The organism is Paenibacillus sp. YIM B09110 (assembly GCF_037167145.1).
In the GTDB taxonomy this organism is placed as follows: domain Bacteria; phylum Bacillota; class Bacilli; order Paenibacillales; family Paenibacillaceae; genus Pristimantibacillus.
In genome coordinates this window covers 47440-70168 of the sequence record NZ_JBANSP010000015.1, presented here as the reverse complement: position 1 = coordinate 70168, position 22729 = coordinate 47440, and the positions used below count along the sequence as shown (strand labels likewise).

The 22729-nt window shown below is 50.3% G+C and carries 21 protein-coding genes and 1 riboswitch; of the genes, 7 read left to right on the top strand and 14 right to left on the bottom strand.

Features of this window, described 5'->3' with window-relative positions:
* Positions 1-6 precede the first annotated feature (6 nt).
* From V8F51_RS20565 to V8F51_RS20535, 7 genes are all read right to left on the bottom strand, one after another.
* Positions 7-834, bottom strand: coding sequence for a carbohydrate ABC transporter permease (locus tag V8F51_RS20565; protein WP_337102454.1), 828 nt, complete (start codon positions 832-834; stop codon positions 7-9).
* Between the two features lie 11 nt (positions 835-845).
* Positions 846-1727 carry a carbohydrate ABC transporter permease gene (locus V8F51_RS20560; protein WP_337102303.1) on the bottom strand — a complete coding sequence of 294 codons (882 nt, stop codon included), beginning with the start codon at positions 1725-1727 and terminating at the stop codon, positions 846-848.
* 72 nt (positions 1728-1799) lie between these two features.
* Positions 1800-3149, bottom strand: coding sequence for an extracellular solute-binding protein (locus tag V8F51_RS20555; RefSeq protein WP_337102302.1), 1350 nt, complete (start codon positions 3147-3149; stop codon positions 1800-1802).
* Between the two features lie 330 nt (positions 3150-3479).
* Complete coding sequence (locus V8F51_RS20550; protein ID WP_337102301.1) at positions 3480-4601, bottom strand: GntR family transcriptional regulator; 1122 nt, start codon at positions 4599-4601, stop codon at positions 3480-3482.
* Positions 4602-5142: 541 nt separating this feature from the next.
* On the bottom strand, positions 5143-5859 hold the full coding sequence (locus V8F51_RS20545; protein WP_337102300.1) for an aspartate/glutamate racemase family protein: 717 nt from the start codon (positions 5857-5859) through the stop codon (positions 5143-5145).
* Between the two features lie 44 nt (positions 5860-5903).
* The gene (locus tag V8F51_RS20540; RefSeq protein ID WP_337102299.1) at positions 5904-7397 is read right to left on the bottom strand and encodes a Mur ligase family protein; all 1494 of its coding nucleotides are present in this window, start codon (positions 7395-7397) and stop codon (positions 5904-5906) included.
* Positions 7398-7425: 28 nt separating this feature from the next.
* A complete protein-coding gene (locus V8F51_RS20535) occupies positions 7426-8601 on the bottom strand; it encodes a carboxylate--amine ligase (RefSeq protein WP_337102298.1) in 1176 nt (391 codons plus the stop codon).
* A 315-nt stretch (positions 8602-8916) separates the two neighbouring features.
* Between V8F51_RS20535 and V8F51_RS20530 the strand changes: the two genes are divergently transcribed.
* Positions 8917-9111, top strand: a complete 195-nt coding sequence (locus tag V8F51_RS20530; RefSeq protein WP_337102297.1) for an aspartyl-phosphate phosphatase Spo0E family protein — start codon at positions 8917-8919, stop codon at positions 9109-9111.
* Here the strand turns inward: V8F51_RS20530 and tadA are convergent, their stop codons facing one another.
* Positions 9112-9576 carry a tRNA adenosine(34) deaminase TadA gene (gene tadA, locus V8F51_RS20525; protein WP_337102296.1) on the bottom strand — a complete coding sequence of 155 codons (465 nt, stop codon included), beginning with the start codon at positions 9574-9576 and terminating at the stop codon, positions 9112-9114.
* Positions 9577-9829: 253 nt separating this feature from the next.
* Between tadA and V8F51_RS20520 the strand changes: the two genes are divergently transcribed.
* The 3 genes from V8F51_RS20520 to rluF are packed head-to-tail and all read left to right on the top strand — an operon-like array spanning position 9830 to position 13207.
* On the top strand, positions 9830-11695 hold the full coding sequence (locus tag V8F51_RS20520; RefSeq protein WP_337102295.1) for an ATP-binding protein: 1866 nt from the start codon (positions 9830-9832) through the stop codon (positions 11693-11695).
* A gap of 26 nt (positions 11696-11721) precedes the next feature.
* Entirely contained in the window at positions 11722-12495 is a 774-nt protein-coding gene (locus tag V8F51_RS20515) for an NAD(P)H-binding protein (RefSeq protein ID WP_337102294.1), read from the top strand.
* Positions 12496-12502: 7 nt separating this feature from the next.
* Positions 12503-13207, top strand: coding sequence for a 23S rRNA pseudouridine(2604) synthase RluF (gene rluF / locus V8F51_RS20510; RefSeq protein ID WP_337102293.1), 705 nt, complete (start codon positions 12503-12505; stop codon positions 13205-13207).
* 77 nt (positions 13208-13284) lie between these two features.
* On the opposite strand, the gene V8F51_RS20505 is transcribed toward rluF, so the two are convergent.
* On the bottom strand, positions 13285-14106 hold the full coding sequence (locus tag V8F51_RS20505; RefSeq protein ID WP_337102292.1) for a flagellar motor protein MotB: 822 nt from the start codon (positions 14104-14106) through the stop codon (positions 13285-13287).
* Positions 14090-14890: a flagellar motor stator protein MotA gene (motA, locus tag V8F51_RS20500; protein ID WP_337102290.1), complete on the bottom strand. Its 801-nt coding sequence runs from the start codon at positions 14888-14890 to the stop codon at positions 14090-14092. The genes V8F51_RS20505 and motA overlap by 17 nt, the downstream gene beginning before the upstream one ends.
* Before the next feature lie 245 nt (positions 14891-15135).
* Here motA and V8F51_RS20495 point away from each other — a divergent pair, with 245 nt between their 5' ends.
* Both V8F51_RS20495 and V8F51_RS20490 read left to right on the top strand, forming a co-directional pair.
* Entirely contained in the window at positions 15136-15429 is a 294-nt protein-coding gene (locus V8F51_RS20495; protein WP_337102287.1) for a hypothetical protein, read from the top strand.
* A 177-nt stretch (positions 15430-15606) separates the two neighbouring features.
* Positions 15607-16845, top strand: coding sequence for an EAL domain-containing protein (locus V8F51_RS20490; RefSeq protein WP_337102286.1), 1239 nt, complete (start codon positions 15607-15609; stop codon positions 16843-16845).
* A 15-nt stretch (positions 16846-16860) separates the two neighbouring features.
* On the opposite strand, the gene V8F51_RS20485 is transcribed toward V8F51_RS20490, so the two are convergent.
* A complete protein-coding gene (locus V8F51_RS20485; RefSeq protein ID WP_337102285.1) occupies positions 16861-17334 on the bottom strand; it encodes a GNAT family N-acetyltransferase in 474 nt (157 codons plus the stop codon).
* 147 nt (positions 17335-17481) lie between these two features.
* Between V8F51_RS20485 and V8F51_RS20480 the strand changes: the two genes are divergently transcribed.
* On the top strand, positions 17482-18708 hold the full coding sequence (locus V8F51_RS20480; protein ID WP_337102284.1) for an MFS transporter: 1227 nt from the start codon (positions 17482-17484) through the stop codon (positions 18706-18708).
* A gap of 79 nt (positions 18709-18787) precedes the next feature.
* Here V8F51_RS20480 and V8F51_RS20475 read toward each other — a convergent pair whose 3' ends face one another.
* The 3 genes from V8F51_RS20475 to V8F51_RS20465 form a co-directional block, all read right to left on the bottom strand.
* Entirely contained in the window at positions 18788-19264 is a 477-nt protein-coding gene (locus V8F51_RS20475) for a C40 family peptidase (RefSeq protein ID WP_442956467.1), read from the bottom strand.
* Positions 19265-19267: 3 nt separating this feature from the next.
* A riboswitch (cyclic di-AMP (ydaO/yuaA leader) is annotated at positions 19268-19461 on the bottom strand.
* A 352-nt stretch (positions 19462-19813) separates the two neighbouring features.
* Positions 19814-20641, bottom strand: coding sequence for a hypothetical protein (locus V8F51_RS20470; RefSeq protein WP_337102283.1), 828 nt, complete (start codon positions 20639-20641; stop codon positions 19814-19816).
* Positions 20642-20668: 27 nt separating this feature from the next.
* Positions 20669-22687, bottom strand: a complete 2019-nt coding sequence (locus V8F51_RS20465) for a M1 family metallopeptidase (RefSeq protein ID WP_337102281.1) — start codon at positions 22685-22687, stop codon at positions 20669-20671.
* Positions 22688-22729: the final 42 nt, after the last annotated feature.

Below are 22729 nucleotides of genomic sequence, written 5' to 3'. Positions count from 1 at the left end.
GGGAGGTCAGCCTTTCGTCGCTCCCGCCGTAAGTCCTCTAACGAGCGCCTTCTGGAACACGATGAAAATGAGCAGTACGGGCAGCGTCGTCACGATTCCCGCCGCATTCAGCGGTCCCCATTGAATGCCGGATTTCGTAATGAACGTATTGATGCCTGCAGGCAGCGTTCGCATGGCGTCAGAGTTGATGAACGTCATGGCGAGCAGCATTTCCTGCCAAGCCGTAATGCAGACGGTCAGCCCTACCGCCACGAGACCGGACCTAGCAAGCGGAATAACCATGCGGAACAAAATACCGAGCGAGGAAGCGCCGTCGATCGTCGCGGCTTCGTCGATATCTTTGGGCACGCTTTTGAAATAGCCGGTTAACAGCCAAATCGCCATCGGAAGCATAATAGCGCTGTTGGTCAAAATAATGCTCTCGTGCGAGTTCAGCATATCGAACTTGCCCCACATGATGTACAGGGGAACGATCAGCGTCGTTAGCGGCATCACTTGAGCGAATAAAATAACGGTAAAGTAGAGAAGCTTCCCCTTGAACGCATAACGCGTCATGCTATAGGCGGCAAAGCTTGCGATGACTAGCACGATCAGCACCGTACCTGCCGTATTGATGACGGAATTCATGAAGTAGGTCGGAATTTCCGAGCTTCGGAACACATTGCCGTAATGCTCCCAAGTGAATTGCTCCGGCAGCATCGTAGGCGGATCGCGGAATATTTCCTCCGACGGCTTCGTCGACGTCACGAACAGCCAATAGAGGGGAAACAAGATAACGAGCATTACAGCGGCAATAACAACAACGTTTATAACGGTTCTAAGAGACGATTTCATGGTGTTCACGCTCACTCCTTCACTGATCTCAGCATGGCCCGCATATACGGCGAACAGATCACTCCGATAATGACCAAGCTAATGAGCGCCATGGCCGACGATTTGCCGAAGTCAAAAAATTCGAATGCCAGCCGGTACGTGTAGATCGGTAGAGTGGAGGTCGCATCCATCGGACCGCCTTTGGTCGTTACCCAGATCAGGTCGAAATAATTGAGCGTCCATATCGTCGTAATGACGCCGGTCGCGCCGATAATCGGCATGAGATGCGGCACTTTGATATAGCGAACAATACTGAACCACCTTGCGCCGTCGATCTTCGCCGCTTCCAGCTGATCGTCAGGAATGTCCTGCAGCGATGCAAGCAGCATCAAGAACCAGAAGGGAAACGCCTTCCACGTATTGACGAGAATTAAGGTGGATAACGCCCGGTCGGGGCCCAGCCACGAAATATTTTTATCGGTCAGATGCAAGTACTGGAGAATGTCGTTCACGATGCCCATATCCGATTGGAGCATCCAGCTCCACATTAAGGCGGTTACGACGCCCGGCAGCACCCAAGGGAGCAGAAGCACGGAGCGCAGAATGCCTTTGCTTCGTCTTCTTTCGTCCACGTATAGGGCGGATAATAGCCCGGCTGCCATCTGCAGCAGCACTCCGCACACTGTCCATATCATTGTCGTAAGCAATATTTTCATAAAAATATCGTCTGTAATAACGTCCTTGAAATTATCGAGTCCGATGAACGGCTTATCGGGCTTGCTAAGCTGCCACCGGTGAAGGCTGACATATAGGTTATAAAATAACGGGTAAGCCAGTAAACCTACGATTACGACTAGCGATGGCAATAAATAGAGGTAAGGAACAAACTTGCGTAGAAGCCGTTTATCTGTCATAAGCATATCTCCCGAACTTCGGCTTAACCAAGAGGGCAGGTGTCCGCGGGTTGCGTTGCCTGCCCTAGCCGGTTACTTTTGCGCTGCTATTTCTTTGATTTTGTTCTCTAGATCGCTGACAGCCTGGTCGACCGCTTGGTCGCCGATGATGACTTTTGTCACCGTGTCGTAGACAGCTGCGTCGATTTCTTTGTAGTAAAGCGTTTTTGGCTGCGATTGTCTTGCGAATTTAATTTGGTCTTTGAAAATCGCGTAAGCCGGATCGGTAGCGAACTTCGACACCGCTAGCGAAGCGTTGTTCGCCGGTACGTCGGTCATCGTGCGTGCGTTGAAGTCGACCGAGGTCAACATTTGCGCCAGCTTCGCAGCCGCTTCCGGATGCTTCGAGCTAGCCGAGACTCCGATACCGAAGCCGCCGCCGAACGAGCCGTCCGGAGCGCTTGCATCCATCTTCGGAACAAGCGATTGTCCGAAGAACGTTGCTGCTTTCAAATCCGGGTTCTGATCGGTTACCCATGTACCCGCAATGACCATCGCTACTTTCTGCTGTGCGAACAGCGTGCCGAGCTTAAGGTGATCGAGCGTAGCGTAATCCGATTCATAAGAAGGCTTCATATCGGCAAGCAGTTGCAGATAGCCTTTAAATTCCGGCGTATTGACGTTAGGCGTAATGGCGCCGCCGTCCACATTGATAATGGATCCGGTGGAAGCGGTGAACAAGCTTTGTGTCGGGAATTCCTTAAGACCGAGGTCCATGCCGAAGCCCGCTACTTTGCCGTCCGTTGCTTCTGTAATCTTAGCGGCATATTCCTTAAGCTCGCTCCATGTTGTCGGCGGCTTCTCCGGATCGAGCCCGGCTTGCTTGAACACTTCCTTGTTATACCAGAGGACGCGTGCGTCGGTCGTGTACGGAAGCGCCAAGTGCTTGTTGTCCCATGTATACATGGACAGAATGCCTGGGAAGAAGTCTGTGAATGCGGCGTCGCCCAGCGTTTGGCCAAGGTCGAGCAGGTAGCCGGAATTCGCGAATGTCGGGAAGTCCGGGTTGTTGACGATAAATACGTCAGGCGCGTTGCCGCTTGCGAACATCACTTTATACTTCGTTTCCCAATCGCCCCATGGATCGCTTTGGAATTCCACTTCGTATCCGGGATTTTCGCTTTCGAACTTCGTTTTCAGCTCTTCGAAGACGGGAGCGATGCTCGGATCGGCCACCCATTCCGAGAACCCGTAGTAGACGAGCTTCTCTTTTTTGCCGGAGTCGGGCGCCTTGGTTGCTTCGTCTGTCTGCTTGGGCTCGTTCGTTCCTGAAGAGCCCTCGTTGTTGCCCTTATTCGATCCTCCGCTGCATGCCGAAGCAAGCGCTGTCATGAGGATGAATACGAACAAGACCACCACTATTTTTCCGTACCGCTTGTGCATTGCGTTACCCCCTTAGTGAAAATAGTATATTGAAGGCTTCGTCTTGTATAGATAGAGACGATAGCGCTTACAACTGAGGCCTGCATCATCGATTGCGTTCATTAGTTGAAGTTTGCTGAAGGTAGCAGCTCGATTCTCGTCGGCGTCTGTATCAATAAATTTGATACAGATTTGAATATTCTGTGTTAATTTACAGCCTTATCATAAATCCGTTTATTCACTGTGTCAATAATTAAATAATATTTTGTTAATAATTAATACAGATGACACAGAGAAAAGAGACTGAACAGGTTCAGTCTCTCTTCTTGCCAAGCCGTATAAGGGGTGAAATTAGACGATGGATTCCAGCGGCAGTGCTTTGCCTATCGAGCTGCCGTAATTGATCTCGCCTTTACATATTTGTCCAAGCACGGATAGATGATCTTTGCCTTCGAGCACATACATGAGCTGCTGCGCTGCGGTGCGCCCCATGTCGTAGAAGGGTTGATTAATGCCCGTAATGTCGAGTTTCAGCTTAAGGTTGAGGTTTAAAGCGTCATAGGTAACGAGCGAGATATCCTCGGGAATACGCAGCTGCAGCTTATCTAGCGCTGCAATTGCGGCTTCGGCGATCTGGTCGTTGGCTGAGAAGATCGCTGTGCAGCCGCTCTCTGTAATGAGCGAAGCAAGGCGCGAGCTGTACGCCTCGAATTCATCGGCGAAGTTCTCGAAGGCGGTCGGAAGAAGTATATCCAGCTCGGGCGCGAATTCGATTCCCGAGTCGAGAAAAGCTTGTTTCACGCCAAGCAGCCGTTCATTAAACGTGCTGAGTTCGGAGTTGCGGATGAATAGGATGCGGCGATGACCCTTCTCGATCAACATCTTGGTGAGCTGATAAGCACCTGCCGCGTTATCGCTCGTTACGAACGGGATGTCGCTATTGTACATGTAGCGGTCGAGGAAAATAACCTTGATGCCGTTTGTTTTCAGTAAGCGGTAAAGCTTTTGGTTGCGCTCCTCATGATTCTGATCGTAGATGGGGCTGAGAACGACGCCGTCTACACGCTTGGCGACCGCTCCTTTGATAAGCGATTCCAGCTTGTCGAGGTTGCGGTCGTCGCTATAGCTGAGCAGGTGATACCCTCGCAGTTGAAGCACGTCCTGGATCCCTCGAAGCGCGGATGCCCATAACGGGTTATCGATACCGACGACCGAAGCGGCAATGAGTCCGGAACGGCTTTGGCTGAGCGGCGAGGAGACGCCGTTCTCGATAAACGTGCCGCGTCGCTTGTCCCTCTTCAGCAGCCCTTCCGCACACAGTTCCTTGATCGCTTTCTCTACCGTATTCACGCTTGATTGGTACGACTCGGCGAAGTCGCGGCTTGATGGCAGCTTCGTATCGCCAAGCCATTCGCCTTCCAGTATTCGTTTCTTAATATCTTCCTTGATACGGGAATATGGATATGTGGACATGGATTTCCTTTCTTCAGAGCCGAATTGAAATACCTTCATACATTGTATCAACTGTATCAATGAAAATGCAACGAAAAACCGAAAAAAGCAGATATGTGCGCATTTCATGTGTGTATGCCTTAGCCGCTCGTTCGGGAGGGAGCTATAAGAGCACCGGTGAGCTTACAGCGGTGAAGTAGCTAGTGTGTTGGTATTGTAAGAGCATATGTGCTCTTACAGCAAGAGTTCGAGGTGGCAGTCCGTGCGTAAGTGGGCCGTAAGAGCACCAGTGACCTTACAGCGGTGAAGTAGCTAGTGTGTTCGTGCTGTAAGAGCATATGTGATCTTACAGAGAGAGTTGGAGGAGGCAGTCCGTGCGTAAGTCAGCCGTAAGAGCACCAGTGAGCTTATAGCGTGAAGTAGCTAGTGTGTTCGTACTGTAAGAGCATATGTGATCTTACAGAGAGAGTTGGAGGTGGCAGTCCGTGCGTGAGTGGGTTGAGTAGACCGACAAACACAAAAGAGCGGTGCAGGGATCGCACCCTACACCGCTAACGCTCAGTTATATCTCAGTAATCGTCTGCTTTCCGGAACGCACAATCGATTGGTCCACGAGCACCTGCATAGCGTCGATGCTAATCTCCGTCGTTTGTTTGCTAATCGGTATGCACGACAGCTCCGTGCAAGCGATAATGACGCAGTTGCAGCCCTCTTGGTAGACAAGCTCGTTAATGATGCCCTCAAGAACGGCCGGATCGACCTCCAGATTGCTTTTTACCTGATTATAGATAATGTCCATCACGAGCTCTTGAATCGCTTCATTCGGCTCATGGAGCTTCATATTGTAGCTCTCGCAACCCGCCTTATAAACACCGCTGTTAATAGTGCCAGTGGTCGCCAGTATGCCGATCTTGCTATTATCGCCGTATTTCGCGTGAATGGCCCTCAACGTTTCGTCGACCATATTAATAATCGGAACGGTGGTCATTTGCTGCATCTGATCGTAGAAGTAATGCGACGTATTGCACGGAATGGCGATGTTCGCCGCGCCAGCCAGCTCAAGCAGCTTGAAGTCCTTCGCGATCGCCTCCAAAAACAGCTCTCCTTGTCCGCTAAGAATGACACTCGTACGGTCAGGCAGCGTCACATGATTCAGAATGATCATGTTGATATGCTCTTGATCGCGGTCGGCTGCCGTATGCTCAATCACCTTATCGAAGAAAACGGAGGTTGCCTTCGGGCCCATTCCGCCAATGACGCCTAAGCTCTTATGTTCCATTGCTCTACCCACTTTTAAAATGAATTAGTTGTCCATGCGGCGGATTAATTGGCAGCGGATCTGTCCTCAAGCTGCTTCAGCGCGATCTGAGCGCCGGGATCCATGCCTTGGCAGCCAGCCAGCAGCACTAAGTCGCGAGACGCTGCATGGGACAGTCCTTCAGCAATCGCTTCAGGCAGCTCGTCATACAGCCGTACACGAATGTTCGCCTGCTCCATAACATCTAGGAATACCTGCGTCTCCTCATCGGTGACGAAGTCCTTGCTCGTCACATGCGAGACGCTTCGTGTAGCAATGATTTCATCAAGCTCCAAACGCTTCATCCACTGGACAATCGTCTCGGCGTTTTCCCGATTGACGGTAGGTCCGCGGCTGCCTCTAATGGCATAGACAAGATGAAGCTTATCGTAATCCATGAACTTCACCGTCTCCAGCGTGACATGGATATTGCCTGGATTGGCGAAATGATCGTCGATAATCATAAAATCATTTTCATATATGAACTCGAACCGGCGCTCAACGCCGGCGAATGTACGCATCGTCGCTTGAATGGTTTCTACGGGAATGCCGCAGAGTAGAGACACTGTAATGGCCACCATCGAATTATAGACGGAATGCAGACCTGGCACGGCAAGCTGAATATCGAATTCACCAGCCGCATGCCAAGTGCCATCCACTTGGAACGGCTTCACAATCTCGTATGTATAACGTGCGCGTCCCGTTGACAGATCGAGATTTTTGCAATAAATATGGCCTTCCTTGCTCTTCACGCCGAACGTCACGACGCTTGCTTTCGTCTTATCCGCGAGCGATGCCGAGTAGGAATCGTCGAGATTGAGTATGGCGTAGCTGTGCTCGCCCGCATTCGTGATCAAGCTGGATTTGGCCTCAAAATATTGCTCGAACGTTCCGTGGGAGTCGATATGCTCCCGGCTTAAATTGTTGAACGTCACAATGTCGTAATCGACGCCCTCGACTCGGCGAGTCTCCAGCGCGGCGGAGGATACCTCCATGCTGACATGCGAAACGCCTTTATCGACCATTTGCTTCAAGTAATGCTGCAGGTCAAGCGATTCCGGCGTTGTCAGCTCCGACGGGATAGAGACATCGTCAACTTTGATGACAACCGTACCGATCAACCCCGTCTTGAGACCATGGTTCTCTAGGATGGCATTGGTCATATAGGAGGTTGTCGTCTTGCCGTTCGTCGCCGTTATGCCGATCATCTTCATCTTGTCGGCAGGGTTGCCGTAGAATGCCGCGCCAAGCTGCGCTAAAGCGATACGGCTGTTCGCTACGCGAATTTGCGGAATGTCGAGATCGAAGTTAAACTCTTCGACGACAGCAGCGACAGCGCCGTTCTCAACCGCGTTGCCGAGATACTTGTGGCCATTCGTTTGGTAGCCGTTGATTGCGACGAATAAGTCGCCCGGCTTGCACTTCTGGGAGTGGTAGCTAATTCCCGAAACCGTTATATCCTTCGGATGCAGCGTATCTAAAGTTGCGGTGGATGTCAGTAGTTCCCGTAACAGAATCATTTAAACGCACTCCTTTGTCCGAATCGATTCATGATCTGCGTAAAATTTTGCCGGTAATCATGCGAAGGAATCCGAAGGCAGGCTTCGGATCGCTCCATGACCAGATAGCAGGTGCTTTGGGCTTGAACAGCGACTTGAACACTTGGCCGACGGTTAGCTGCTTCGTGCGAACGTAACCTCTGATGGCCAGCAAGTCCTCGTAGAAATACCAGAACACGCGGTTCGTGTCCTTCTTGAGCGCGCTTGGCGGCTGCGGCGAGCCTGTCAGTTCCATATATGTGAGATAAGGAATGTTCATTCCGACTTTGTAAAGCAGGTTGTTCAAGTTAGTGATGCGCACGTTGACCTCAATCAAGTAAAACTGACCGGTATCAGCGTCTTTTTTGAACTCAATCTCGGCGAAGCCTTTCCATTTCATCTTCTCTAGGAATGGAGCGCCGATATCGTGCAGTTCCTGTACATACTTCTGTCCCGTATAGACGGAAGCGCCGAAGTTGATCGGGAACTGGCGGTACTTCTGGCAAGTTACCCAGTTCGTCACCTTGGAATCTTGGTTCAAATACGCGTCATAGGTGTACATATGATCATCGAAGCCTGGAATAATGCGCTGTACGATGACTTCAAGTCCAGCTTGCTTCGATTTCTCGAGCGCCTCAACGAGCTGCGCTTTGTTATCGACAATGAACAGCTTCTTCCTGAACTTCGCGACAAACGAAGGGGAATCAGTCGGTTTCACGACGCATGGATATTTCAAGATCGATTCTACTTTTTCAAAAAATCGGTCTTCGTCCACGCGGACGGTTTCCGGGACAGCTACGCCGTTCTCGCTCGCCAGACGGTGCAAAATTTCTTTGTTCATCAGGTTCGTGTAGATGCCAGGAACATCCTGCGGAATGAGGTAGAACTCGCGCAGCTCCTCCAAAAATTCATCTACCACCTCGACATAATTGTCGTGGCAAGGAATGAGCACTGGAGGCGCGGATTGCCCTTTGGCATAGTCCTTCAGAAATTGAATGAAAGCCTTCTTATCATTCTTATAATGAGGGGCAATCAGCCGCTCTGAACAATACTTGGACTGAGCACCGTAATTATGATTGTCTGTGTAATCGACGGCAACCGTATGTATTCCATTAACGCCGAGGCAACGAATTGTACTAAGACCGATATAATAATTGCATCCTAAGATGACTGCTTTATTGTTCATAGAAAGGCACACCCCGCTTGATTTGCTTAAATAATTTTACTGCATACTTCCTTATAATACAAATGGATTTATTAGCAATAATAGGCGTCTTAATCGGCTTTTCACGTAAATGATTATAAATTGATTTCCTTTCAATATAAACAGAAATAGGAAATTAGAACTATTAAAGGGTGAAAAATAAAGCGCATATGTCGAATAATAAATGAAAATTGCTGGTGATCGTCGACATGATTTTACAAACTCCTTAAAAGTCTAGGAGTATAATAGAACTATTACCACACGAGTGCTATATAAGGAGCGTGCCCCGAAGCGAATATGGACAAATACAATTTGCTGCAACAATTGCATTCGCTGCGGCTTAAGCTTCACGAAATGGCTGAGGCACGAGGCAGCTTGACTGACCCCGACGTTCTGGCGATCAGCGAAGAAGCTGATCAATTAATTGTAGAACTGCAATATCTACAGCGGGAAGAGCTGACTTACAGTTCTTCCAGGCAATCGAATAGATGATTACTTCTCCCGCAATTTGCGGAAGAACTGCGTTAGCAAGGAGGCGCATTCTTGCTGAAGAATGCCGCTCGTCAGCTCCGTTTCATGATTGAAGCGCGGCTCTTGAAGAAGATTCATAAGTGTTCCGGCACAGCCGGCCTTCGGATCGGTTGTGCCATAGACGACACGTTTCACACGCGACTGGACGATTGCGCCTGCACACATCGGACAAGGTTCCAATGTGACGTAGAGCGTGCAGTCCAGTAATCGCCATGCGCCGATGCGTTCTGTGGCGTCGCGGATAGCGACCATCTCCGCATGGGCGGTTGGATCGTTCTGCGTCTCTCTTAAGTTATACCCCCTCCCGATAATCTCATTATTTCGAACGATAATAGCCCCGATAGGCACTTCCCCGATCTGCTCAGCTTTTCGGGCTTCTGCGATAGCTTCCGTCATCCAGGCCTGGTCTTCCAGTTCTCGTATCATTTTGGTAAATTTCCTTTCGATTATCTAAGTTTATTCTGCGAACAAATATTCCGTTGTTAACATGCAGTGGATAGAATTGTGGATGAAATAATAGTTATCCACAAACTTATGCACATTATATTAACTTCTGTGTATAACTCATGTGAACAGTGGGTATAAGCTGTCTATAAGTAATCGACTTTGATGCGATATCACGATCATAATAAATTTCTAGTTAATGGAATAGTTCCTAGGAACTGCTCCGATATGATTATTGAACAAAAGGATGTGTCTATCGTTGTCGATTAAGATGAAGTTTTCACTTATGATTTCTCTTATTGTACTCTCGATTTTCATTGTCTACAGCATGTTGAACGAATATGCTTGGATACGCAGCATACGGGAAGAAATGAAGCAGGTAATGCTCGACACATCCATACAGGTAGCTGTATCCATGGATGCCTTCGAAACGAGCCCAGAAGGCCAGCCTCTGGAGTTGAAGAGTAAAGTAGAAGGCAAAGACATGTTCGACTTGGTACAGAAATTAAATAACAATATTAAAGAGATTACCGTCTTCCATAATAACTCGCAGGAAATATCGGCGGGTACGTATGCTTACAATGATGCTACCAACGATAGCGATTTTGTGCAAGAAGCGAGAGACAGTGAGTTTGTGTTTCGCAAAATGACCATCGACGACAAAACGTATTATCGAAGCTATTATTCGAATGAGAAGCTTGGAAGCTATACAATCAGTATCGTCTATGACGGCAAAGGCATTCAGGACCTCGTTGGAGAGAAACGAAATGATACGTTAATCTACTCCGCTATGGCTACGGTGCTCGTTCTATTAATTAGCTATTGGTTTGTAGGGGTTATGATACGTCCGCTCAAAGATATTTTATGGAAGGTTAATGAGGTGTCCTCCGTAAGGTTCCATCAGCCGATTCAGATTCGGCGCAAGGATGAATTCGGTCTGCTCGCTCTGAAGGTAAACGCGATGTCGCAGAACTTAAGCATCTATATGGACAAGCTGCGCAAGGCGTTCGAAGAAAATAGACGGATGAAGGAGCATCTGGAGTCCTTCATTAATCATACGAGCGATGCGATCCATCTCTTGGAGCTGGATGGCACGATCATTCAAGTGAACCGTGCTTTCGAGCTGCTTTACGGCTATGAGGAAGAGGAGGCGATTGGCCTTGTATTTCCGATCCTGCCTGATTCGCACCGCGAAGAGCTGGAGCACATGCTCAGCCAGCTTATCGCAGGCAGAGTTCTTCCTGCCAAGGAAACCATGCGAATGACGAAGTCGGGAGAGCTGATCCCGGTAAGTATCACCATATCGCCAATCCGCGATTCGGATGGGACTATCCGCGCCTTCGCAAGCATCTCTAGAGATATGCGCTCCCGCAATAAGATGGACGAGCTGCTGCGACGTTCCGAGAAGCTAACCACAGTCGGACAATTGGCGGCAGGGGTAGCGCATGAAATTCGCAATCCGCTTACGACGTTAAGGGGGTTTCTCCAGTTGCAGCAGCAGACGAAGCAGCTTAATGTGTCTCATGTAGGTCTAATGTTGTCGGAGCTGGACCGAATTAATCTGATCGTCGGTGAGTTCCTCATCTTGGCGAAGCCGCAGGCTACGAAGTTTGTGACCAAGGATATGCGCAATATTTTAAATGATGTTGTTGCATTGATGAACAGCGAGGCACATCTGCACAATATCGAATTCAAGTTGCTATTCACGGAAGATAACTGTCTCGTTTCATGTGAAGAGAATCAATTGAAGCAAGTATTCATTAATTTGCTGAAAAACGCGATCGAGGCGATGCCGACAGGCGGGCCGATCCATATTCATATTACGATGCGAAAAGGGATCGTCTCGATTACGATTACGGACGAAGGTTTCGGCATTCCGGAGGAGATGATCTCGAAGATCGGTGATCCGTTCTTCACAGGGAAGGAATCGGGTACAGGACTTGGTATTATGGTCAGCCAGCGTATTATTCTGAATCATAAAGGGAATCTCGAATTCCAAAGCCAAGAAAATGTGGGCACAACGGTGCATGTGTCGCTTCCTGCTTTGAAACCTTTGACGGAGGACGGTATACTAGAAGCATCATTAACCAAAAGCTTGTAGATGCGCAGTACTGGGGAGGGGATGCAATGAGCGCTGAGCCTCGTGACGATAGAGAGGGCTATAGCTGTGTGCTTGCAGGTGCGACAGGGCTTGTTGGCGCTGCGCTGCTTCGAGGGCTGTTGGCAGATCCGAAGGCTAGAGAAGTGACCGTGCTCGTTAGACGGCCGCTGGATACTGCGGCAACGGCAGGATTTGAGGCTGTGAGGTCAAAGCTGCACATAATTGTAGCATCATTCGATGATATTGATCTAGCGCTGCAGGACGTAGATGCCGATATTGTCTATTGTGCGCTTGGTACAACGATTAAAGCGGCGGGCTCGCAGGAAGCGTTCCGCACGGTTGATCTGGAATATCCGCTCGCGCTGGCTCACTATGCGAAGCGTGTGAATGCATCGCAGTTCGCTGTTATTACGGCGATGGGATCTTCCAAGAGCTCGGCCTTCTTCTACAGCCGAATAAAGGGCGAGCTTGAAGAGGAGCTTGCGAAGCTGGAAATACCGCTGCTCCATATTTTCCAGCCGTCGTTGCTGCTTGGCTACCGGAAGGAGAAACGGCTAGGAGAGACGGTAGGGACGTGGCTGGCAACGGCGCTTGGCTTCACGATGGTCGGACCGCTGCGCAGGTATAGGGCGATTCGCGGCGATGTTGTGGCTGCCGCAATGCTTCGGGCTACTGGAATCGCATGGGCCGGGCGGCATGGGCAAGGGCAAGGGCAGAATAGAAACGTTCAGCGGAGTCCTGAAGTGAAGGTCTACGCTTCGGGCGACATTGCTGAGTTAGGGCACATACAGGCGAGGTGACATACAGATGAGAATTAACAAGTTTATTAGTGAGACGGGCTACTGCTCGCGCCGCGAAGCGGACAAGCTGGTAGATAGCGGCCGGGTTACGATTAATGGCGAGACAGCCGTTCTCGGCAGTCAGGCTGAACTAGGCGATGATGTGCGCGTAGATGGACGACGAATTGGCGAACAGAAACGGCATGTATATATTGCGTTGAATAAGCCTGTCGGCATTACTTGTACGACTGAGCTTCATATTAAAGGCAATATCGTTGACTTTATCGGACATGAGGAACGTATATTCCCAATAGGAAGACTGGATAAGGATTCGGAGGGACTCATCCTGCTTACGAATGATGGTGATGTCGTGAACCCGATCCTGCGTTCGGAAGGCAAGCATGAGAAGGAATACATAGTAACCGTTGACCGTCCTATTAACGATTCCTTCGTTCGAGGCATGTCGGAAGGTGTGCGTATTCTAGGCAGCATGACATTGCCTTGCGAGGTTACGCGTGTGACAGAACGCGTATTCCGTATTATTCTGACCGAAGGAAAGAATAGGCAAATTCGCCGTATGTGCGAGGCGTTCGGCTATCATGTCAGGAAGCTGCAGCGTGTGCGAGTCATGAATATTCAGCTTGGCGGGCTTGCATCCGGGAAGTGGCGTGATCTAACGGAGGCGGAGAAGTCGATGTTATTCCAAACACTGGGGTACGAGGTAAACGGGTAACTTTGTCTATGTTAATTCCGAAAGAAAGTGCAAAGCCCCGACAGGCTGCGATTAAGCAGCTTGTCGGGGCTTTGTATTTATTTGACGGCGGGAATGACTTGCTGATTAGTTGGGTCGGCGACGGTATGCGAAATCGACACTTCGACCCGTCTATTCTTCGCTTTGCCTTCAGCCGTCTTATTGTCGGCAATCGGCTGATACTCGCCATAGCCGACGGCTCTAAATTGTTGTGGCTTAAGCTGCTTGTTTTCTAGCAAAATATCCATGAACCTAATTGCCCTCATAGAACTTAAATCCCAATTGGACTTGAAGAAGATGGTCGAAATTGGAGTTGTATCGGTATGACCGGATATAATGACTTCGTAATCAGGATATCCTTGCAGCATCTTACCGATGGCTATGGCAAGCTCTCTCGATTCCGGCTTGACGGTCGCCTGTGCAGGAGCGAACAGCGCATTGTCGCTGATCGTAATCATGAGCTGGGACATATTGAGCTTCGTCTCCAGATCGGTTGTCAGACCATTCTTATCGATATAATCGTCAAGCTGCTTCTTCAGCTTCTCGAGATCCTCTTGCTCTTGCTTCAAGGCAGCTTCGCGAAGCTTCTGGGCATCTTGTTCTTCTTTATTCTGCTCGTCTTCCTTGGACTGATCTTCCTTCTGGTTCTGCCGCTCTTCGCCATTCGTGACGATTGCCGGATTTTCGAGAATGCCGCTGCCGGTGTTAAGCGCGATGCTGAACGCTTTGGACATCTCCTCGAACTTCTTCACGTCAACGGAGTTCATGGAATACAGAACGATAAAGAGAGCAAGCAGCAGGGTCAGCAAGTCGGCATAAGGAATGAGCCAGGATTCGTCTACATGCTCTTCGTGATCGTCATGCTTATGCTTTCTGCTCAACGGCGCCTTCCTCCTTCTCCCTCAGTTTTTTTCTTTCCGTTGGAGTGAGGAATACGGACAGTTTCTGATTAATAGCGATCGTCGATACGCCGGATTGAATAGACAGCAGTCCTTCAACCATCATAAGGCGGATTTGGATTTCGCTCTTCGACAAACGTTTTAATTTGTTGGCAATTGGATGCCATAATACATAACCTGTGAATATACCGAGCAATGTAGCGATGAAGGCGCCGGCGATCGCATGGGCCAGCTTCTCCATGTCACTCATGTCGGCAAGTGCCGCAACGAGACCGACAACGGCGCCGAGTACCCCGAGTGTAGGGGCATATGTGCCTGCTTGTGTAAAGATGAGCGCGCCTGCCTTGTGGCGATCCTCGGTAGCGGAAATGTCTTCAAGCAAGACGTCGCGAACGAAATCCTGGTCGTTGCCGTCGATAATCATACGCATGCCGTTCCGCAGGAACGGATCCTCGATATCGTCGACCTTCGCTTCCAGCGCAAGCAAGCCCTCGCGGCGCGTAATCGATGCCCATTCCATAAAGTTAGCGATCAATTGATCGCGTTGCATAAGCTTTTGATCGGTAAAAACCATTTTGAAGAGTTTGCCTACTTTGCCGAGCTCAGACATCGGGAAGGCAATCATAACCGATGCAATGGTTCCTAGTATGATGATGGCGAATGCGGCCGGATTGGCCAGAGACGATAAGTGCGCGCCTTTAAGCACCATACCTCCCAAAACAGCGACAAGACCTAGTACAATACCTATAATTGTTGAATTTTTCATCATACACCCCGTCCAGTACGTATTCGAATTAAATATTCTAGCGCTTACGCTTGTCTACTTTCTATTATTATCGACAAATAGGGGGGCTGAGATTAGAGTAAACGAAACGATTTGGGGCGGATGACGTTTAATATTGTCGAAATGATGTAAAATAAGAGTATAAGTCCATATGCATTCGCGATTTGAAAGCCCGTCGAAGACATGCAGAGCAAAACGACAATAATAATAGAAGGCAGGTAATGAACATGGGAGTTAGACATGCAAGAGAATATGCGGATATTTTAAAAGAGTTGACGGAGGCTGTGGCAGAGATTGAGAATAGCTACACGTTTTTTGAGATGGAAACCGAGGAATGGGAAGCCCTACATGAGGATGACCGTCATGAGGTAATGGAAGCGCTGGCTGACGATGTGTTTTTCGGACTGGGCGAAAATCCAGAAATTAAGGTTGCCGAAGGCGTCATTACTTACAACAGCAAGCATCATATTATAGAAGTATCTCAGAGCAATCAGGTTACGCGCATAGTTAGACTGATCTAAGTCAGCTTTTCTCCGATGGTTGTTAGATTGCTACTATATATTAGAGGTATCATTCGACAAAATAGTCGGATTGGCAGTTAATATGTCGCTTCTTTACATTTAATGTCGATTCAATTACAATGATACTCATTAATATGGTAGATAATATAACATGCGAGTAACATGAAGGAGAGCGCTATGAGTGATGGTCACACTACAATAGCACTGCCAAAAGCGCTAGGACTACAAGATGAAAAGCTAGCAGCCTACTATCAGCCGATCATAGCGATGGATACTCGGAGAATTATGGGCTATGAGGTGCTGGCTAGAGCGGTAAAAGGAGATTCTGTTCGCAGCTTGGGGCCTTTCTTTAGCGATGAAACAGTGTCCGATGAGGAGCATATTCTCGTGGATCGGCTGTTGCGCGAGCAGGCTTTTGCCAAGCTGGGTCAAATGGATGAACCTCCTATGTTGTTTATTAATTTAAAGCCTTCTTGGATTTATCGTTATGAGCAATCCGGAGAGCTGTTCACGTTGTCTCTGCTTAAGAAATACGGCATTGACCCACGGAAAGTCGTTATTGAGATTACGGAGCAGAGCTTCCAAGGCTCAATGGAGGTACTTCGCACCGTTGTAGACCTCTATCGGGAGCAAGGCTGTCAGATTGCAATTGATGATGTAGGCAGCGGTTTCAGCAGCTTCGACCGTATTGCGCAGATTCAGCCTAACTTGCTGAAGATCGATATACATATGATTAAGAAGAGCGCAACGCATGACGGCTACTTCGGCGTGCTTCGCTCCTTCTCAGATATGGCGGAGCTGATCGGCGCCTCCTTGCTCGTGGAAGGCGTTGAGACGAGAGAGGATCTTGCTAGAGCAATTCGAGCAGGCGCGCGTTATGTGCAAGGGTTCATGTTCGCGAGGGCCGAGGCGGATTTCCGCGATCCCGATTGCTTCGCTCCAATTATTGTCGAGGAGCTGGAGCGGCATCTGCTGCATCACGTCATCTCGGAGCGCGATTGGCAAGTCAAGGCCGAGCAGCTTGCGAAGCAGCTCGCGCATATCGTGGATACCTCCGATGGCATTACGGAAAGTAATGACGATTGGGCTCTGCGGCTTCTTCCGGAGCTGGATACGAGCTATATCCGCGTGTACTTGTGCAATCAGGACGGGATCCAGCTATCTGCGAACTATTTTCGCGAGTCTGACGGCTCATGGCGGAGCGAGGACCAATTCCGAGGCGCGAACTGGTGCTGGCGGCCGTACTTCGTTCCGAACATCGTACAGATGAACGAGGATCGAAGATCGATTGTATCGAGAGCTTATACGGATCTTGATACCCATGCATGGATTCGGACGATATCGGTGCTTGTTGGACCTGGACTTATTTTATTCGCAGATGTAATAGATATAGAGCATGGCACGCAAGCGATATAATTGCATTCAGAGCTGTTAGCTCTGGATGGGCTCGAACACCATGCAATGGCATTCAGCGTAACCGTTCTGAGAAGAACGGGCATACGTATCGGTAATACGGAAGCCTGCCTGTTCGTAGGCACGTACAGCGCGCTTATTCCAAGCGAGCACCTCCAAGTCGATCTCATGTTGAGGCATTCTTCTTCGCGCTTCCAGCGCAATTAGCTTAGCGAAGGAAGGACCAAGCCCTCGGCTGCACAGATCAGGGCGGAGTCCGAGTCCGAGCCTGGTTACGCCGGTCATGGGGAACAACTGGGCGAAGCCGATCAGTCTCGAATTATCATCAACGATTGCTATATATTGCTGCGCACGCAGGACGGGATCGCCGAATTCGATTTCGTCCTTTTGCATTTGCTCCCAAGTTGGCCAGTGATAGACATCGTAGGGAGGCTCGTAAATCCAATTGCATATTTCGACAGCGTGCTGTATTTCCAGCGGACATATGGTCATTTGAATTGGATAGCGTTTATAATGAGAAGAATGGTTTAAATTATTCAATTTCTTATAACCCCCGGTTGGAGCAAATGAGTTGGATACGTATGACTAAGTATATCAGATAGGCGCCAGAAGGCGCGCGGACATAAGGAGAACTACGGCATGAAGAAGTTAATATGGATCGGCTGTCTGTCTTACTTGGTAATCGGTATTGCGCATGTGGTAGGCGGATCGATACTGGAGCAGCTGATTGATCATTATGGGCTCACTTACAAAGACGGCGGACAATGGATTATGAATCAATTTCTCGGCTTCCTGGTCGGTGTCATACTGGCTCCCTCCATTACGGCGAGAATAGGCAAGCGGGGCGCGGTGCTTATTGCGCTTGGCGCGCTTACTTTAAGCGAGGCCGCTTACAGCCTGCTTCTTCCTTGGGGCTGGATGCTGGCCGTTGCTCCTCTCGCGGGGATCGGCTTCGGCATGACGGAAGCGGTCGTCGGCGCGATGATCATCGACCTTGCCAAGGGCAAGGCTTCGGCGATGAGCAGGCTGGAAACGTTCTTTGGCGTCGGCGCACTTATTATACCGGTTGCAGCCGCTTATTTGATCGCTCAGAACGTATGGCAGTTATCATTCCCGATACTTGCGGCGCTGTCGGGCGTTACATTTGTATTGTGGCTAACGATGTCCTTCGGCAAGCTGGACGAGCAGATCGGCTTCCAACCGCCGAAAGCAGCGGTGAGCAACAGCCTAGAGCAGGGGGCTGCAGGTGCAAGAACCGGATTGTTCGGTTATCCGCGCACCGCGCTTCCGTTCTTGCTGCTGTCGGCAGCGTTCTTCATGATCTACGTAGGCATGGAGATGAGCTTCTCCAATTACTTGCCGTCCTTGCTCATTGAGCGCTCGCAGGTAGATGAGTCAAGTGCTGCGGCAGCGCTCAGCCTGTTCTGGGCAACGATGGTGTTCGGACGTATATTTGCAGGCACGCTGGCGGAGAAAATGGGGTATGCGAAGTATTTGTTTATCGCTACTGGCGGAGCAACGATCGTGTTCGCGTTAATGGCGCTCATGGGCCAGCTCAGCTGGATGCTCTTCTTCGTCGCTTTAAGCGGGCTGTTCTTCTCGGGCATATTCGGCATTGCGCTTGTCTATGCGAACGCGCTAATCCCAGGTATGACAGAGCGGACGACGAGTTTGCTCGTGGCATGCGGCGGGCTTGGCGGGGCAATCTTCCCTCGCGTTACCGGCTGGTTCATGGATCGGTATGACGGAGGGGTTACGCTCTGGTACGTCAGCATACTAGTTCTGATCATGCTGTTCGTACTGGGCGCAATGCTTGTGCTGGGTAGAGGGCAATCACAGCGGCGCGATGCTGCGGGTAATAGATAGAAAGTACAAAAATAACAAAGCCGCAGACTGTTGTCACGAGTGGACGAACAGCCTGCGGCTTTGTTGTTAAAGGGTGAAACTATTTTTCGTCGGCGTAAGTTGTAAATGCTTCCTCGCTAAGAATGCGACGTGCTGTCACATAACGAGGTTTGTAGTAAGAGGAATCGATTTTGTCGACTACAACGCCGCGGCTAACCGAAGCGTGTACAATCTTGCCGTCCCCTATGTAGATGCCGACGTGGGAGATTGCGCCGTTGTTGCCGCCGCTTGTGTCGAAGAACACAAGATCCCCGGCAATCAGGTCAGCTTTAGCGACCTTCGTGCCAACTGTTGCTTGATCGGAGGAAACGCGAGGAAGTTCGATGCCCATCTTAGCGAACACATAGCTCGTGAAGCCGGAGCAATCGAAGCCTTTCGCGGTAGTTCCACCGCTTTTGTACGGAGTACCAATAACATCATTGATAAATCCGTTCATTTTGGAGTCTGCGAAAACACTTCCCGCTTGAAAAGCGAGCAAGAGCGCAAGCCCCAAAAGCATTACGGTAACCTTTTTCAATTGTGAAACTCCTTCCGGTGCCGACGAGGTTAGCTGTGGGGTTCGGTTGAAGGTTCCCTATGATTCCTCAGGCGCTACGAACAAGTCGATGATGTCCTCTTCTACAGAGGCGGTATGACTTATAGCCGTGGCGTCGGAATCAATTCACCCAGAGTGGTTCCCCCGTTTTCCGCTAGGAAATTAGGCAGTTTGTTTTTGCTCTTGACAATTATTCTATTTTTTTTATTGATCTCCTGCCTTTCTAACAAAATTCTAATAATTCTCATGTAATCTTTTGACAAACTGCTTCGTATAATCATTTTTCATGTAATAATAAAGCCGCAACTAGGACCGAGGGACTAAATAATCGATACTCGATTTCATTAATTATGTGGATATTATGTAAAGTATGACCTGAAGGTACTAATGGTGAGAGGATTCTCATCTTTCTAGCAAAAAAGGCTGTCGCCGTCATTAGTAGGATGATAACGTAAAAACCCCCGAATTCGCCATAATAGGACAGGCGTTGATTCGGGGGTTTTTGAGCTAAAGCAGGCTAAAGTGATGAAGCTACTTGGATTGCAGGCATTCGTACTGGGCTGCGATGGTCCATACTCGGACGAGCGTTCGCACCAAGTTGTAGCCTTGATGAAGAATAAGCGCGAATAGTCCGGCCCATAGCAGCGATACACCGGTGATGAGAAGTCCTAATCCGGCTCCGATGGCCCACATAACTAGCGAGATGGCAGCGAAGGAGATGATATGCCTCATCGCGCGCCCGAGCGAGTGGAGGATACCTTCTTTTGAGGCAGCGCCAAGCTGCATGGCCAGGAAGAGCAGATGCAGCAGCAAGCCCCAGAACAGCCATAGTCCAGCGCCAGGAAGGACGGATTGCAGCAGGTCGACGTTCGAGCCGCCTTGCAGGTATGCGTCGAGCGCATGAGGCAGCACCCAGAAACCGGGAGCAAGTGCTAACACGGCCTCCGCCCAGTGAAGCAGCATGACCGGTTTCCAAGCTTTGCGAATTCCTTCTACGAATTTAGTGCCGCCGCCGGCAGCGCCTTCGCCTCGGGTACTAGAATGGTGCAGCGAATAGAACAGTCCGGCATTGAACAGTGGAGTCAGCAGCATGCGGATGGCGAACAAGCCGCCCAGCATCCATACATAAGGCGTAAGGATGTCGGTCTTCAGCAGTTGGAACTGCGCCTCGGTCAGGAAGAGATGAACGGCTGTATCAGACGGGTATGCAGCTGGAAACCGGCGCAGCAAGGGCGAGACGACCGAATCGATAAATCGATAGAGGAAGAAGCCCCATAGCAACTGATACAGAAATAACAGAATGATGAGGTGGAAGTGCTTGATCGCAAGCTGCCAACCTTGCTTCATATACATTTTCATATTCGATCGCTCCTTGCGCGCTTATACTTACCAGCTCAGCGTACCTAACAGTCCCTCGATCAGCTTCGATACGCTGATGCCCCACCGGATGCGCGTCTTGTCCGAAAGATCGGCCTGCATATAGTTGTTGATGAGCTTATTGTCGAGTACGTTCGAATGCTCGGAATCAATCATCGCCCATTGCAGAGGAGCCGTATGCACTTGCGTAAGCTGGACGTGGGAGTCGTCGGCATCCCATAGCTTTGTCACCGTCGCGCCGTCCGTGAACTGCAGCGTGATCGGGATTTGACCGCTTACACCGCCGTTCCGCTTCACGAGCACGGTCGATTCGTAGAGCTGCTGGCCGTCCTGTTCGGTCGGCTTCACTTGAATCGATTCGACCGAGTAGTCGGACATTTGGTTCGCATACACGTACCCGCTGAAGTAGTCATGCCACTTCGTCTTCGTGACTTGCTCGACAACACGCTGGAAGTCGGCGGTCGAAGGATGCTTGAACTTGTATTTTTGAAAATAGGTCCGCATAATCTTCGCCATCGTCTTCTCGCCGACCTGATGCCGGATGCCGACAAGGACAAGCTTCGCTCGCAGATAGACGTTCTCCGCGTATTGATTATGGCTGCTATAAGCCCAAGACGGCTGCTTAAGCGGCGCAGGGTCCGTCATATAGCTCGCTTCAATCCTGAGGTTCGGCTCAAGTCCGTAGGCGGACTCCATGACCATATCCTCGGCATAGGAGGTGAAGCCCTCGTCCAACCAAGCTTCCTCGAATTCATTGGAGGCGACCATGCCGTACCAATATTGGTGGCCGATCTCATGAACGACGGTACGCTCGAGATCATAGCCGGGATTCGCCTTCTCGGCGGCGAACGCGGTGACGAGCGTCGGGTATTCCATGCCGCCCGCGCCATTGCCGCCCTTTGGCGGGACAACAATCGACAGCGTGCTGTAAGGATATTCGCCGTACCACTGCGCGTACTTGGAGAGCGCGGACTTGGCCGCATGCATGTAACGCTCCTGGAGATCGGCATGCAGCGGGTCGAGGTACAGCTTAATGCGAACGCCCGGCACGCCTTTATCCGAGAAAGCTTCCTCCGCGAAGACGAAGTCGGGCGATGCCGACCATGCGAAGTCGTGAACGTCTTCCGCGTAGAACTGATACGACTTTCTTCCGTTGCTGCCCTCAGCCGTCTTCGTTTGGAAGCCTGTAGCTGCTACGGTATAAGACTCAGGTACGTTAATCTTCACGCTGTAAATGCCGAAGTCGCTATAGAACTCCGAATTGCCGTGGTATTGATGAACGTTCCAGCCTTCGGCGGTACGTCCTCGCGTTCCCACCGTTTCGTACACTGCTACCTTCGGGAACCATTGGCCCGCCATGACGAAGTTGCCGGAGTAGCCCATACGGGCGAACACTTCGGGCAGCTTCACCTCGAAGCCCATGCGCAGCGTTACGGTCTTGCCTGGCGCAACGGGCTCCAGCAGACGGAGCTTGACCAGCGTAAGATCGTTGACGTTGCCGTCATCGGGCTGGACGTAATGGAGGCGAGGCAGCAGATTCTCCCCCTCAAGCGTCTGAAGCGACAGCAGGTTCATGAAGCCGAGGCTGTCCGCCGTAGCCTTGTCCTCGCGCAGCTTGCCGCCTGACTCGCTCATGAACGTTGTTTTCTTAGACAGGAAAGCGTTCGGGTACAGATGGAAGTAGAGCTCGGACACCGCTTTTTTGCCTGGATTGGTCCAGGTTACGATCTGATCGCCGTCCAAATGCCGAGCGTCCTCGCGCAAGCTGACGTTCATGTGGTACTCAACTACACGTTTGCTGAGCGATTGCGGCTGAGGCGCTGCACCCGTGTCGGGCTGCTGCGGAGTGGGCGGCTTGGCCGTTTTTTGGGCAGAAGCGGGCGGTGGCTGCTTGGCATTCGCCGCGGGAGCTAATGCATAGGTATACTGCGATTGCCAAGCATTCCCGAAGCCGTACTGCACAGACACGCCGAGCAGTACAATTCCGAGCATAACTAATAAGATTCGTTTGACGTTGCGTGGAGTCATTAAACGTTTCCCTCCCGTTGACAAGCATCTACAGCATGTATA